At 31.7% G+C, this 15,205-nt stretch carries 14 protein-coding genes; 4 read left to right on the top strand and 10 right to left on the bottom strand.

Annotated elements, in window-relative coordinates:
* Positions 1-63: 63 nt before the first annotated feature.
* The 7 genes from ACVC2P_RS14255 to ACVC2P_RS14225 form a co-directional block, all read right to left on the bottom strand.
* A complete protein-coding gene (locus ACVC2P_RS14255) occupies positions 64-459 on the bottom strand; it encodes a hypothetical protein (RefSeq protein ID WP_452599125.1) in 396 nt (131 codons plus the stop codon).
* Positions 460-1,222: 763 nt separating this feature from the next.
* The gene (gene pheS / locus ACVC2P_RS14250; protein ID WP_452599124.1) at positions 1,223-2,242 is read right to left on the bottom strand and encodes a phenylalanine--tRNA ligase subunit alpha; all 1,020 of its coding nucleotides are present in this window, start codon (positions 2,240-2,242) and stop codon (positions 1,223-1,225) included.
* A gap of 131 nt (positions 2,243-2,373) precedes the next feature.
* Entirely contained in the window at positions 2,374-2,799 is a 426-nt protein-coding gene (locus ACVC2P_RS14245; RefSeq protein ID WP_452599123.1) for a lipocalin family protein, read from the bottom strand.
* 55 nt (positions 2,800-2,854) lie between these two features.
* Entirely contained in the window at positions 2,855-3,211 is a 357-nt protein-coding gene (locus ACVC2P_RS14240; protein ID WP_452599122.1) for a hypothetical protein, read from the bottom strand.
* A gap of 66 nt (positions 3,212-3,277) precedes the next feature.
* The gene (locus ACVC2P_RS14235; protein WP_452599121.1) at positions 3,278-4,393 is read right to left on the bottom strand and encodes a hypothetical protein; all 1,116 of its coding nucleotides are present in this window, start codon (positions 4,391-4,393) and stop codon (positions 3,278-3,280) included.
* Between the two features lie 81 nt (positions 4,394-4,474).
* Positions 4,475-5,353, bottom strand: coding sequence for a sugar-transfer associated ATP-grasp domain-containing protein (locus ACVC2P_RS14230; protein WP_452599120.1), 879 nt, complete (start codon positions 5,351-5,353; stop codon positions 4,475-4,477).
* 2 nt (positions 5,354-5,355) lie between these two features.
* Entirely contained in the window at positions 5,356-6,933 is a 1,578-nt protein-coding gene (locus tag ACVC2P_RS14225; protein ID WP_452599119.1) for a 7TM domain-containing protein, read from the bottom strand.
* An 80-nt stretch (positions 6,934-7,013) separates the two neighbouring features.
* Between ACVC2P_RS14225 and ACVC2P_RS14220 the strand changes: the two genes are divergently transcribed.
* From ACVC2P_RS14220 to ACVC2P_RS14205, 4 genes are read left to right on the top strand one after another with little or no spacing between them, the layout of a single operon-like run.
* Positions 7,014-7,523, top strand: a complete 510-nt coding sequence (locus ACVC2P_RS14220; RefSeq protein ID WP_452599118.1) for an RNA polymerase sigma factor — start codon at positions 7,014-7,016, stop codon at positions 7,521-7,523.
* A 53-nt stretch (positions 7,524-7,576) separates the two neighbouring features.
* On the top strand, positions 7,577-8,497 hold the full coding sequence (locus ACVC2P_RS14215) for a FecR family protein (protein WP_452599117.1): 921 nt from the start codon (positions 7,577-7,579) through the stop codon (positions 8,495-8,497).
* 10 nt (positions 8,498-8,507) lie between these two features.
* Positions 8,508-11,096 carry a carboxypeptidase-like regulatory domain-containing protein gene (locus tag ACVC2P_RS14210; RefSeq protein WP_452599116.1) on the top strand — a complete coding sequence of 863 codons (2,589 nt, stop codon included), beginning with the start codon at positions 8,508-8,510 and terminating at the stop codon, positions 11,094-11,096.
* Between the two features lie 30 nt (positions 11,097-11,126).
* Positions 11,127-11,639 (top strand): CvpA family protein, encoded by a 513-nt coding sequence (locus tag ACVC2P_RS14205; protein ID WP_452599115.1) that lies wholly within the window; start codon positions 11,127-11,129, stop codon positions 11,637-11,639.
* Here ACVC2P_RS14205 and ACVC2P_RS14200 read toward each other — a convergent pair.
* Genes ACVC2P_RS14200 through ACVC2P_RS14190 form a run of 3 tightly spaced genes read right to left on the bottom strand, consistent with a single transcriptional unit; the run spans position 11,636 to position 15,087 of the window.
* Complete coding sequence (locus ACVC2P_RS14200; protein ID WP_452599114.1) at positions 11,636-12,385, bottom strand: tetratricopeptide repeat protein; 750 nt, start codon at positions 12,383-12,385, stop codon at positions 11,636-11,638. The genes ACVC2P_RS14205 and ACVC2P_RS14200 overlap by 4 nt on opposite strands.
* Positions 12,386-12,415: 30 nt before the next feature.
* Entirely contained in the window at positions 12,416-14,191 is a 1,776-nt protein-coding gene (locus tag ACVC2P_RS14195) for a BatD family protein (protein ID WP_452599113.1), read from the bottom strand.
* 53 nt (positions 14,192-14,244) lie between these two features.
* Positions 14,245-15,087 carry a tetratricopeptide repeat protein gene (locus ACVC2P_RS14190; protein ID WP_452599112.1) on the bottom strand — a complete coding sequence of 281 codons (843 nt, stop codon included), beginning with the start codon at positions 15,085-15,087 and terminating at the stop codon, positions 14,245-14,247.
* Positions 15,088-15,205 lie beyond the last annotated feature (118 nt).

Genomic DNA, 15,205 nt, shown 5'->3' with positions numbered 1-15,205 from the left:
ATTTTTTTCTTAAGTGCTCTTTAAATATCTGTTTAATTTAGAGTATGGTATATAACAGGCATATTATTTTACCAAAACACCTCTCGCTTCCATTAAGGGAATGGGTTGTAAAGCTTTTAAATTAATAGTGTTTTTTCTAAATAAGTATGTTTTATCAAACATTTTATTGCCTTGAAAAAAAGACACTTTAAACTGGTTATTAAGCGCAAATAATTCTTCTTGCATTAATTCTATTTTTGCATAGCTTTTAGCAGGAAGCTTGTCTAGTTTTTTACGAAATGTGGACGTAATTTTATCTTCAGAATACCCATTAGTCACTATTATAACAATATCTAAATCCTCTGTTTTATCATTTATAATGTAAGCATTCCAATCTTGCGTTTTATAAATGTCGTTATACTCATTAACTACTGCAATGTATACATCTTCTACTTTTGGGATTTCGATATCTTTTTTCATAATATTTTTTGTGTAGGTAAGACTCTGTTTAAATTATTGTTGCAAAAATAAGAAGAAGTTATTTTCTATTGATTATATGCTGTAACATTTGGTTGGTTTTTATTACAAATATGAGTTAATCTTCAAAAGATAAAAATAAGTAAGTATAGTTACATGTTTTGATGATGTTAATTAGAAGAAATAGAAAATACCTTTTAGTAATTATGCTTTAGATAAAATAGAAATATATGAAATAGCATAGAGTTAATTGAATTAATATGGAAGAATTAAGAATTATAATCATTATTGGAATTTGTGTTGGAATTCTTCTTTATAAAAAAACAAAACCCAATTTTTTAAAAGGTGTTTTAGTCGCTTTACTACTAAGCCTTATTTTGCCTTTTTCGGAAATTAATGCGTTAATAAATATAGCGTTTGTAAGTTTTGGAGTTTTGAGCTTTATATATTCTATCTATAGTGTATTGCACAAAAATTGGTTGAATCTAGTAATTGGTTTAGCTGCTTTTGTTTCCTTTTTCTTTAAAATACAACATTATCCATATACAAGTCTAATACAACTGTTAATGGTAATACCAATAGCGTGTTATTTTTTAAGGTTTGTAAAGAAAAAAGGATGATTAAAGAATTGTCTATTGTAACTCTTTTTGTGGCATATGAAATAAGTGAATTTATGAGATTTTTTATAGTTTAATAAACAAGAAAAAAAGTAAAAGCCAAATGTAATAATCACATTTGGCTTTAGTTTTTATATTAATTTGTAATTCTACAAAGCACTCTTAAATTGTTCTAAGAAACGTACATCGTTTTCGCTTAACAAACGAATATCGCTTATTTGGTGTAATAGCATCGCAATACGATCTATACCAACACCAAAAGCAAACCCTGAATATTCGGTAGAGTCTATTTTGCAATTTTCTAAAACGTTAGGGTCTACCATTCCGCAACCTCCAATTTCTAGCCATCCAGTTCCTTTAGTAATTTTATAATCGGTTTCGGTTTCTAGTCCCCAGTACACATCTATTTCTGCACTTGGTTCTGTAAACGGGAAGTACGACGGACGTAATCTAATTTTAGATTTCCCAAATAACTCGGTTGTAAAGTATTGTAATGTTTGCTTTAAATCTGCAAAGCTTACATCTTTATCTATATATAAACCCTCTACTTGATGGAAAAAACAGTGCGAACGTGCCGAAATCGCTTCGTTTCTATATACTCTTCCTGGCGATATAGTACGAATAGGTGGTTGATTATTCTCCATATAACGTACTTGTACAGAACTAGTGTGGGTGCGTAATAAAATATCTGGATTTGTTTGAATAAAAAACGTATCCTGCATATCTCTCGCTGGGTGGTATTCTGGTAAGTTTAATGCGGTAAAGTTATGCCAGTCGTCTTCAATTTCTGGACCTTCACTTACATTAAAACCTATACGCGAAAATATATCTGTAATTTGGTTTTTTACTAACGATATTGGGTGGCGTGCACCTAAAGCAATAGGTTCTCCTGGACGAGATAAGTCGCCAAAAAGCCCTTTTTCTTCCTCATTAGCTTCCAATTCGTTCTTTAAAGCTGCGACTTTTTCTTCGGCTGTTTTTTTAAGCTTGTTAATAGTTTGGCCAAACTCCTTTTTCTGTTCGTTTGCTACATTCTTAAACTCAGCAAAATAATCGTTTAGCAACCCTTTTTTACCTAAGTATTTTATACGGAACGCTTCAACCTCTTCTTTAGATTGTGCTTTAAATGCTTCTGCTTCTGCTATAAGTTCTTTTATCCTGTCTATCATGATGGTCATTATAAAATGATGGCAAATTTAGTGATTTTATGTATAATACCGTTTGCTATTTTAAATATCTCGTATAAAAAAACACCTTCTGATTAGTGAAGGTGTTAAATTGATTTAATAGCTATAAGTTATTACTGTTTTATGTATACTTCTTTATAAGTTATCGTTTCTCCTTGTATGGTTTCGGTATCAATTATAAAGAAGGTATTGTTTTCAAAAGTAACAGGTTCCGTGTTAGATTCATTTCCAACAGTTATTGTGTACATACTATTTTGTTCGTTAGTCCAAGTGCCCGATGTAGATTCTTCTAATTGGCAAGTTCCAGAAATAACCTCATAATAAGTATACATGTAATTTCCATCGGCATTAAATATTAGAGTTTCTTGTTTTTCGCAATCTGTTAATGTTTGCTCTACGTTATTTTCAAAAGATTTGTGATAGGTCCAAGTACCAACGATTGGGTTTACTGCAGGAGGTGGTGGAGAGTCATCATCATTATTATTACAAGATGTAAAAGTGAGTACAAAAACACTTAAAAGTAAAATTAATTTTTTCATTGTTTGTTCGTTTTTTTGATTCTTTTAACGCATCAAACAATGTGCCAAAATTATGTTAATTAATGAATTCTATTTCTAAAAAATAGTTTACAATGGCTTCTTTCATTAAAACACTTTGCTCTCCAGCTTTTAAATGTGGTAATTGCTCTTTTACTTTATAATGTGGCCAGCCTTCTTTATCAACAAAATCGAATTCGTAATAGCCGTAAGGTTCTAAGAGTTTGCAAATAGCAATATGCATTAAATCTAACTTATGGTCTTTTTTAAATTTACGCTCTAATTGCCCTAATTCTTGCACGCCTATTAAATAAATAATAGCATCTAAATCTAAAGTTTCCCCATCTGCAAATTGGTTAGATAGTTTTTGTACTACTAATTCCCAACGTTCTTTTAATTCTTGATCTCTGGACATGTTTAGATTTTACTTATTTAAATTTTTTCAGTTACAAATTTAAGACTAAAAAGGTAGTTATTCTATTTATAATTTCCATTTTAAGCCAATGCCAGCATATTGGTTTCTGTAGCCTCTAAATGATCTTGCGCTAATGTCTGTATAATTTGTGTTTCTAATCCTACTGTAAACCGTAGCAGTTAATGATAAATTTCTAGTGATTTTGTGCGCTGCTGTAATATTAAATTGGGTGTACTTGTAGGTTAATTTTTCTCCTATTAAACCGTTGTTGTTTCTAGCGTCAATGCTTTTATAATTTCTGGTTGAATAAGATACATCTGCTTTTATTTCGGTATTTTTAGAATCGTAATTTAACTGTAGCTCTGGACCGTGTTGTGTAAATCCAGAACGATCAATTTTATCAAAGCGTTCGTAATAAATATAACTTGGTTTAATGTTAAAGGTATTACTTAGTGGAATGTCTAAATATGGGTTTAACTTAAGGTAACTCCAGTCACGTTTTCCATTTGGTATTAAATTAGTGGCATTAAAGGTGTCGTACTTTCTAATTTTATAAAACCCACGTAAACCTACTTTGTATCGATTATTGTTTATTTCCATATTTTGTCGTGTTGATAAGGAAACACCCATTTCATTAAATTGTAAATCTCGCATTCCAAAAGCATCAAAATCTCTAAAATTATAAAACAGTTTCGTGGTAGTTTTATTGTTTTTTAAAACTTTGAATTGTAATCCTACGCTAGCACCTAAATTGGTGTAACCTAAAGGATTTATAAGGACATCTTGTGCGCCATCTAACCCTGTTCTATGCATTCGTTTTATATCTGCATCAGCCAGCAATTCTATTGTTTTGCTAAGGTCTTTATAGTATTTTGCTTGACCTAGGATTTGCCAATAACTATCGTCTATGTTTTCGTAAAATAGTCTTGCTTCTGGAACAACTATTAATCGAAGTTTGCTATCTCTCCATTTAAATTTTTTTTCAAAATTTACTGTTATATCTTGGTAAATACTGTTAGAGATTAAATCATTTTCTGTTAAGATAGTATTATCAAATCGTACTGTGTTTGGACTTTTAAAATAGTTGTATTCGTATCCTAATTGCGACCCAACTTCTAGTTTTATTTGTGCTTGTGCTTGTATACTTATTAATACTATTAATGCTATGATTACTTTTTTCATTTATTTAAATTTTCGAGAAGGGTTATGTTTAATTGTTTTGGGGTACAGTTTATTTGTATAAGACAGTTATGAGCTTTGATATTAGTGTTTATAGTGTTTTTTAATAGCACCTCCCATGCCTATTTGGTTTACTAATTGTATACCTAAACCTGGTCTTACGTTTACTTCCATAATTTGTGGTCCTTTTTTAGCGTCTATAACTAAATCAATACCTAAATAGTTTAACGGGAATGCTTTTGCGGTATCTATAGCCAATTGTTTTAATGCCTCCCAATGTGGTATAGGTTTTCCGTTTATAGGTGTAGGATTATCTGGGTGACAATCTAAATAGTGTTTCCCATCATAAGTTTGTGTTAATATCCCTTTATCTAAATCCACGCCAATGCCAACCCCTTTTTGGTGTAAGTTTGCTTTACCATTAGACTTTGAGGTTGGCATACGTAGCATACCAATTAAAGGCTGTGCTTTTAGTGTGATAATTCTAAAATCTGGAACACCTTCTCCGTAGATTTCCGCAAAAAAAGGATGTGGTACAATACATTCTTCTATTAAACAACTGTCTTGTGAGTTCATAGAATAAAACCCAGAAACAATACTAGTAATATGTTGAAAAATACGAGCTTCACTTATAGGTTTACTTCCGTTTTTCCAGTTGCCGTTTTCTTCTTTTTTTAATATTAAAATGCCACCACCGCCACAACCATTAGCTGGTTTTACAGCTAAAGCATTATGAGTATTACACAGTTGCCATTTCTGTTTAATTTCACTTATGCGCTCTATAACTGCATAAGTCTCAGCACAAGCAATATTATTATCGTGTAAAATGGTTTTGGTTTTTACTTTATCGTCTGCTAATTGATAGTCTTTACGTTTATTATTTGGGTAAATGAGTTCAATATTTCGTTGGTTTAAACCCATTACGCCTCTTCTATTTTGTATTTTAAATAAGTTCTTAAACATAATTATGCAGCTTTAAGTTTAAAAATGGGATTGAATCGAATAACTTCTGAAAAACGCAACCCCACATAGCGTCCTAAGAACATGGATAAAATCATGATAATAAGTAGTATTTCAGGAAAAACTATTAATGCCGAAGCTAACCAGTTACTTACTAATATTAAATAGCAACAGCTTACTGCAATTAAAGTTTGAAAGAGCATGTTTGTGGCTTTGTTAAAGCCATCCTCAACAATTAATGTAGAAAAACGCTCTGCAGAAATGGTTAAAATTATAATTGGAAAAAAGCTTAACGAACTTAACCATGTAGCACTAGTGGTTGTACTTAAATACGACCCAACAATTATTATAATTACCATTAATGTTAATGAGATAACTAGTTTTGGTGTGTGTAATAATCCTAATTTTGAAAATGGTTGAGACAATAAACCAATGGCAAGAATTAGAAATATAAAAATGCTAATCCCAGTAACAAACCCTGTTTTTAATAATGAAAAAGCGATAAGTACGGGCAAGAATACACCAAAGGTTTTTAAACCAATAACATTTCGTAATATAGCGACGATAAAACCTCCAAAAGGAAGCATTAACAATAGCATTAACGATTTGTAGTTAATGACTTTATGGTCTAATAAACGTAATAAAGAAAATGAAGTGGCTTTACTTATTTCTTGAGAACTTGCTTGTATAAAAGGAATATTAATCTGCTGCTTAATGTAGTAGCTATAATCGAAATTAACACCTGCAGTATGGGTTAGTAAAAAAGCATCATCTTCGTATAATTCTAAATAATTTGCAGGGATATGAGCAAAATTGTCATTAACAGGATCGAAAGGAACCCATTGTTTATTTATATATAATTCTGCCCAAGAATGAGACGTTCTAGTATTATTTGTATTTAAAATAATACCACCTTTTATACGCGCAGGGTAACCTAACTGTCTAGAAAGTGCTACTAGTAATCTGCTTTTACCATTACAAGAAGCCATATTTTGTTCTAAAGCACTAACAGCATCAGTTAAAGTAAGAATAGGTTCGTTGGGAATATTTTTCACATAATTATGAAGCGCAGTAATAATAGCCTTATCTGTAGTTTTATCTTTAGATAGTTTAGTAGAAAGCGCAGCGATTTTTGGGTGATATACCTGTATGTTCTCAGTAGCCATTAAATACTTCTTATCTATAGTAGAGTAAGCTTCAAAAGTATCAGGAACAGTATAGGATTTAGATTTTCCTTCAAACTCAAAAGTATATTCTATTTTTTCATAGTGGTTCGTTTTATTAGCAGTCCAAATGCCTTTTACATTATTATTTTCTTCTAGCTTATTAAAACTAACTGTGCTATTCGCTAAAGTTTTTTCTAACGAAATTTGCTGACGACTAGAGTTTTTTGGCAAAAAAGATTTTATTTTAACAGGTTTGTCTTTTGTTTTAAAGAAGTACTGATAATTTACTGTATAGCGCTCTTCAGGATAAAAACCTCCTAATCTATCAGACAAAGACCAAAATTTTACAACTAAAGACCCTACAACTAAAATTAGCAATAGTGATAAAATGATTTTAAAATTGCTAGATGCTTTCATAAATATATTTTTATAGATTTGTAAGGGGAACAAGCAAACCTAAAAAACACCCCACCCCCTACATGTAATTTTTTTTTATAATGGATAATAAACCTTCACTATGTACCGAAATAATTTATAAGAAGGTTTACGACAACTATTCCGAAGAACTTAGAAATTACATTTATTACCGTTGTGGCGATTTTCAGCAAGCAGAAGATTTGGTACAAGATGCTTTTATAAAACTGTGGAATAATTGTAAAAAAGTACTTCTTGAAAAAGCAAGAGGCTATTTATACGCCATTACAAAAAATGCGTTTTATAATGAAGTTGCACATAAAAAGGTAGTGCTTAAATATGCGAAACAACCACAGCAAACAGCAACTATTGAGACACCGCAATTTAAAATGGAAGAAGATGAGTTTATGACAACCTTAATGGATGCTATAAATACATTATCTGAAGGGCAGCGAGAAGTGTTTTTATTAAATAGAGTTGAAAAAAAGACATATAAAGAAATGGCGGAACTACTAGGAGTTTCGCAAAAAGCTGTTGAAAAGCGAATGCATAAAGCATTAGTGAAAATTAGAAAAACAATAAAAAATATTTAATGGGGGTAGGGTAGAAATAAAATTGCCTGTTACCCTTTTTGAACACCAAGTTTATGTTTGAAGATAAAGACGATACTATTTTAGCACGATGGCTCGCAGGAGAATTGACTCCTGAAGAGTTGGCCGAATTCCAAAAAACCGATGCGTTTTTGGAGTATCAGTACATTGCTAATGCAAGTAGTCGTTTTTTAAAACCAACCTTTAGCGATAAAGAAGCAGTATACGAAAAAATAAAAGTGAATCGAGAACAGGTTAATATAGAAAAGCAAAGTGTTCCTAAAGTTATTACACTTAAAAAAGTAATATATACTATAAGCATTGCAGCATCGTTAATACTTTTAGTTGGCTTTTTATTTAATACGGTAAGTTACGAAACAGCTATAGGTGAACAATTGGCTGTAACATTACCAGATGGTTCTAAAGTACAATTAAATGCAAAGTCTAAATTAGAACACAGTCGTTTTTTCTGGAATAATAATAGAGAAGTGCAGTTAGATGGAGAAGCCTATTTTGTAGTTACTTCTGGAAATAAATTTACTGTTGAAACCAATTTAGGCGCAGTAAGTGTGTTAGGGACACAGTTTAATGTAAGAGCCAGAGCAAAAACAATACACGTAGATTGCTACGAAGGAAAAGTACAGTTTAAAGATGAAAAAGCAAATGCTAAAATACTAACAGCAGGGCAATCTATTAAGGTGCTAGACGGCGTATTGGAAGCACAAAAACACACTAATAAAAAACCGTCTTGGTTACAAGGTATAAGTACATTTGATAATGTGTTGTTAAGTGATGTATTAAATGAATTACAAACACAATACAACATTACTGTAAAAACAAATGATATAGATGTTAAGCAACGATTTAGTGGTAATTTTGTACACGATAATATAGAAATAGCGCTACAAACAGTTTTTAAACCAATGAATATTAAATACACATTAACCAATAATGTGTTAGAGTTGACCAGCCCTTAAATATAATATTATGAGATTAGTTTCTGTTTTGTTTTTTGTATTACTCTTTAAGATGAGTTTTGCGCAAACAGATATTGATATTACTTACAAAAATACCCCTTTAAAAGAGGTGTTAAAAGATATTGAATATAAAACTGGTACTTTATTTTCCTACAATGAAACATATGTGGCCGATAAAACCATTACCATTGCTTCAAAAAAAATAACGTTAGATGAGTTATTAAATACCCTAGCAGAACAGACTGGTTTAGAGTTTGAGCAAGTGGTGTCCCAAAAACAAATAATTATAAGTAAAGCTACTACTACAATGACGATTTGTGGTTACTTGTTTGATGAAATTACCTTAACCCCATTAGTATACGCAAGTATTATTGTAGATGGGACATCGCAAGGCGGAACATCAAATAATGAGGGCTATTTTAATATTGAAAAAGTAGCTGTAGAACAAACAATCACTATTCAGTATTTAGGATATAAAGATTTGAGTTTAAAAGCTGAAGATTTAAAAAAAGAACCCTGTAAAAAACTCTATTTAACACCAAGTTCGGAAACCTTAGATGATGTTATTATAAAAAGTTACATCACCACAGGATTAGATAAAAACAGTGATGGGTCTACTACTGTTAATAATCAAGAATTAGGCATTTTACCAGGACAAACAGAACCAGATGTATTAACAAGTTTGCAAATACTATCGGGGATTACAAGTTTGGACGAAAGTGCTTCCGATATTCAAATTCGTGGTGGTTCTCAAGACCAGAACTTAGTTTACTTTGATGATATTAAACTATATAATACAGGGCATTTTTTCGGAATGATTTCGGCTATAAACCCTCATGTTGTAGAAAAAACTAAAATCTATAAAAGTGGTGCCAGCCCAGAATATGGTGATCGTGTTTCGGGTGTTATAGACATTTCTACAACCAAAACAGTTACAGACTCAACACAAATTCAAGTAGGATTAAATGGTACACATGCCGATGCTTTATTAAAAATGCCTGTTTCAAAATCTGTTGGTGTTGTAGGCTCTTTTAGACGCTCGTATACAGATATAGTACAAACTCCAACATACGATGCTTTGTCCAATAAAGTATTTCAAAACACAAGAGTGGCAACTAACATGCAAGGACAAATTTTAGATGAAGAGGGAGAGTTGTTAGATGTTAACTCAGACAACAACTTCTATTTTTACGATTCTAATGTAAAGCTAATTATAGAACCATCTAAAAATGATAAAATTACTATTGGTGGGCTCATTACTCAAAATGATTTAAACTTTTCTTCAGATGTAGAAGGAGACAGAACAACCGATGCTCTTAAAATTGAAAATCAAGGGTTGAGTATAAATTGGTCTGGCTCTAAGTTTTCTAAATTTACACACGAACTAAAAGGGTATTACTCTTATTTTGATAGTTTTTACAGAAATACTTTTGCTGAAGATGTTACTATTGACGAAGAAAATATTAGAAAAAACACAATTAAAGAGTATGGCTTTAATGCAAACGTTGCCTACGAATTTTTGCCAAATCATAATGCTCATCTAGGATATCAGTTTAGTGATACTAAAGTGTTGTTTGAATTGTTTAGAGATAATGTAGAAAATGATGATCCAGATGAAAGAGACTTCAATCAATCAAGACAAAACAATAATACATTACATAGTTTGTATGGTGAATATGTTTATAAACCTGTACGTAAAAGCTTTATAAGCCTAGGGCTTAGAGCCTCTAAATATTCGGTAATAAATCGTGTGTTTGTTGAACCTCGTGTAAATATTGAATATCCAATTACATCATCGTTACGACTAAAAGCAACAACCGAAAGACGTTATCAAACTATTAGTCAATTAGTAGAATTTGAAGACACACAACTACGTTTGGAAAATCAAATCTGGACTTTGTCTAATACCGAAGACATTCCAGTGTTATCTAGTACTCAATATTCGGGAGGTTTTATTTACGATGCTAATGGTTTTGTTGTAGATGTTGACACCTATGTAAAACGTATAGATGGTTTAACCTCGTTTACCAATGGTTTTACCAATACTTCTAATGGGTTTTCTGAAGGTGAAAGTAATGTGTTTGGAGTAGATGTTTTATTAAAAAAGAATATTGAAAATTTTGATGTATGGTTAAGTTATACTTACAATAAAGTTACTTATAAATTTGAAGAAATTGCCTCAGAGTCATTCTCTGGTAATAACGATATTCCTCATAATTTTAGAGTGTCTACAAGTTATAAAAAAGGGCATTGGCAGTGTTCATTAGGTTGGCAGTATAGAACTGGAAGTCCTTTTACAACTGTTGAGAGTTTTGATGAAACCACCGAAGAGATTATATTTGGCAGTATTAATGGTTCGCGTTTAAAAGATTATCACCGTTTGGATGCGTCGTTATTATATCATTTTGGGTTGTCTAAAAAAGCTGGAAAGCATTGTGTTATTGGGCTGTCGTTTCAAAACTTATATTCGCGTCGTGTACCTTTATCGGTATCGTATAGAATAGACAGTAACCCAAATACGGGGTTGACGGAACTTAACAGAGTAGAGCAACGCTCTTTGGGGTTTACACCAAATGCAACATTAAGATTTTACTTTTAAACTACTATATTTGTTAAAAATAAAACTATTATGGCTGTTATAGATATTGTTTTAGCTGCACTTTTATTGTTTGGCTTGGTTCGTGGGTTTATGAAAGGGTTATTTGTTGAGGTTGCATCTTTGGTTGCTTTAGTAGGAGGGGTTTATGGAGCTATACACTTTAGTAATTTTGCAGCATCTTATCTAGAAAGTAAAACAGAATGGAGCGAGCAGACTATAAATATAACCGCATTTGCAATTACCTTTGTCATTATTATTGTGGTTATTGCTTTAGCTGGTAAAGCATTGACAAAGCTAGCCGATTTTGCTTCTTTAGGAATTTTAAATAAGTTACTTGGTGGCGTCTTTGGAGCACTAAAAATTGGATTAATTTTAAGTGTTGTATTAATTGTTTTTAATAAAATGAATGATACTATTACGTTTATAGACGAAGAAAATATTAACGATTCTATACTTTACAAACCAGTAAAATCATTAGCGCCTATGATTTTTCCTAGTATTATTAATAATGGGGAAGAGGAACAGGAGGAAACAGAGATTTAAAGTTCCTTAATATCCTTTTGAGGAATCCAGCCAGTTTTTCCATCAGCAATTTTAATTTTTTTCCAGTCGCTTACCGTATCTAAAATTTGTACTTTGGTACCTTCGTGTAATACAAAGGCTTCATCACTTCTATTATTTGGTTCACTTTTAACTTGACTTTCTTGTGCAAATACAATAGCTGCCTTGTCTTTTTGTGCTAGGTTGTAGTTGTGAAAGGTGAATGCTAAAGCAATACAGGCTAAAAATATAGAAGCTAAACTACTTATAAAGTATAATCGTTTTGCAGTAGTAGTGTATGTAAAGTAATATAACAGAAATAAAATAACGAAGCCAAAGACTAAAACAACAGAGAGTTTAGCCCAACCATCGAAAGTGAAACTATTAGTTATTTTATTCATGAATTTTTTAATACCAATTTCTGGTAAGGTTTCAATGGCGTCAATTTTCATGTTATTGGCAAAGGCCATGTTATTTTTTATATCGGTGTCGTTTGGTGCTAATTTTGCAGCTTTCTCGTAGTAATATATACTAGGTGCAATATGATTTAGTTTATAGTGTGCATTAGCAATATTAAAATAGAGTTCAGCAGAGTGCGAGTCGCCTTCTAAAATGGCGTCATATTTATCTAAAGCTTCAGCATATTTACCGTCGTTGTATAGCTTATTTGCTTGCTCGAAAACAGTATTGTCTTGTGCAGAAATATTTCCGCTTAAAAGAAAAAGTAATATGTATAATAATGATTTCATTGCTTTTATAATCTTTATGCTTAATAAAACTTATCTTATCTGTTTGTCTATTTTATTAATAGTTTGTGCTGCCTTATCGTAATCTTGCTGCATGGTTACAGAAGTAAAAGGCGTATATCGTGCCAGCTCGCAGCTTTCTAGAAGGCTGTCAAATTCTGAAATAACTGAAATTTCTACTTTTCGTTCAGATAATAATGTTTTAATTCTATCCTTACTAAAATCGCTAGTTTCTATATTAAGTTTAGCTTTTAAATAGTTGTGTAATGCTTTTTCTAGAGCAATATAAAAGCTTTCTTTGTTTCCTAGTGCTTTTTTTGCTTCTCCTAAATAGCGTTTTGCTAAACGGTCTGCTTTTCTTAATCTATTGCCAACAACATCGGCATCGCGTTCTGCTTTCTTTTTTCTAAATACTATAGCTAAAGGTATGGCTAAAAAAGGAAGAAGTAGTGCTGTCCAAAATGAGGTAGACTTAAAGAAAATTGTACTTTGTTTTGGTTCTAAATTTGCATTGGTTTTTATAAACGCAAATTGGTCGTTACTAAGTACTACAGCTTGTTTCCCTGAAGCGTTATTTGTGCTAGTTGTGTTTTCTGAGCTACCAAAAGTTGGGCCTTCTAACACATTTATAACTGTTTCTTTGGTAGAAAGACGTTTGTATGTTTCTGTTTTTATATCGAAATACGAAAATGAGATGCTAGGTATTGGGTACTTCCCTTTGTATTGTGGAACAATTGTATAACTGTCTGCTATACGGCCTTGCATGCCACTTGTGTTTGTTTTTATAGCTTCTTGATGTTCTGGTTCGTATACTTCTAATGAGCTTGGTAAGTTTAGTTTTGGAAGCTCAAACAATTTTAAGTTTCCTTTTCCAGAGACTTCTACTTTGGCTTGTAAGGATTCTGTTGCATTAAGTTCTGTTTTAGAGGTGGATAAATTAAATTGAAACTCTCCAACAGCTCCTGTAAAATCTAATGGTTTTCCTGCTTCTGGTAATGGTTTTACATTAATGGTTCTATTACCTGCAGATACGGTTTTGTGTACTTGTGTCATTAAACGTCCTCCAAAGATGTCTCTTCTATTGGTAGGGACGTCTACTGTGATATCAAGGCTAAGTGGCTCTATACTTAATTTTCCTGTTTTTTGAGGGTATAATACAGATTTACGTAGTACAACATAACGGTAATCTTCTCCTTTGTAGGTACCATTAAGTATTTTAAGTCCTTTTATATCTATATTCTGGCTCCAAAAATCATCAAATTTAGGGTTGTCTATTTCTCGCCAATTGCTTACTCCTGTATTTGGTGAAACATACAGTCTGTATTCTACAGTTATTGCTTCGTTTAAATAAGGGTTATAATTGGAAACGTCTGCAACTAGATGAATGTTCTCTGAAGCAATATAATCGGCGTTGTTGCCATCTTTTGGTTTGTCTACAGCTTTAGTTACAGTAATTTTTATAGGGGATGTTTTATAAGTTTGCCCATCTACTACAATGGTTGCCTGTTTAATGGTGAAGTTTCCTCGTTTTTGTGGTGCAAGGAAAAAACTATATGTTTTTTTATAGGATCGTTTTCCGTTAATCCAAGAGGTGCTTACCGATTGGTTTGGTCCAGCTACAATTTTAAAGTTGTCGAAGTTAGGTGCGTTAAAGTTATCTCCGTCTTTATTCATTTCGAAGTCAACGCGTAAACGCTCATTTATTCCTAATTTCTTCTTACTTACTTTTGCTTCAAATTTTATTTGAGCCGAAAGTATACTTGTACTAAGTATTAATAGAAGTAACGTTATGTGCTTTATTTGTTTCATAATGGTTAATGAACAACGATTAACAAAATTTAAATTGTTGTTTTCTATTTGTTTTACCAATCTTTTTCTGTTTGTACTTTAACTCCTTTTGCTTTTTTAGCATTCATTTTTTCTTGAACCTTTTGTTCTTGGTTATTCATTGCTTCTAGCAAATTTTTAATTTGCTGTTGCGATAATTGCCCAGGTTGTTGCTGTGGTTTTTGTTGTTCTTTCTTATCGTCTCCTTCTTTTCCTTTATCGTCTTTTTCATCTTTAGGCTTTCCTTTGTCGTCTTTTTGGTCGTCTCCTTCTTTTTTGTCTTTATCGCCTTTATCTTTTTGATCTTCTTTATTCTCGTCCTTCTTGTCTTTTTCTTTCTTATCCTTTTCGTCCTTATTCTTGTCTTCTTTTTTATCTTTTTTATCGTCTCCTTTGTCGTCTTGTTCTTGCTCTTGTTCTTGTTTTTTTGCGCATTCTTTGGCAAGACCTAAATTGTATCTAGATTCATCGTCGGTAGGATCGTTTCTTAAGGCATTTTTGTAGGCTTCTACAGCTTGTTTACATTCGTTATTTTGCATTAAAATGTTACCTATATTATGATATGCTCTATGTTTTTCGGCCTTGTCTGTTGCATTTTTTGCTGCTTGTTTATTACGGTATAAGGCTTCTTCGTAATTGCCTTCTTTGTAATATGAGTGTGCTAAATTGTATGTGCCTGCGACACTTGTTGGCTTTTGAGATAAGGCTTTACGATATTCCATTTCTGCAGAAATAAAATCATCATTACTAGCCAAATCATTTGCTTTGTATACTAAATCGTTAGCTTTTTTTGTAGCTAATTCTAAGGCTTTATCTTCTTCTTGAGCATAAGAAAATACTGTTGTTAGTAGTAGTATGTAAATTATTATCTGTTTCATTTTATTTTAACTTCGTGCTTTTCTGACTTTTAAAGGTATAAAATCATCTTTCTTTTTCTTGTTAATGATTTTATAAAATTAGCTGTGTTGCTAATTGGTTAAAAGTTTTCGTTAAATA

The organism is Pontimicrobium sp. MEBiC01747, from assembly GCF_053601635.1.
Note: the sequence above shows the minus strand (reverse complement) of the source record. Positions and strands in the feature narration are given on the sequence as shown.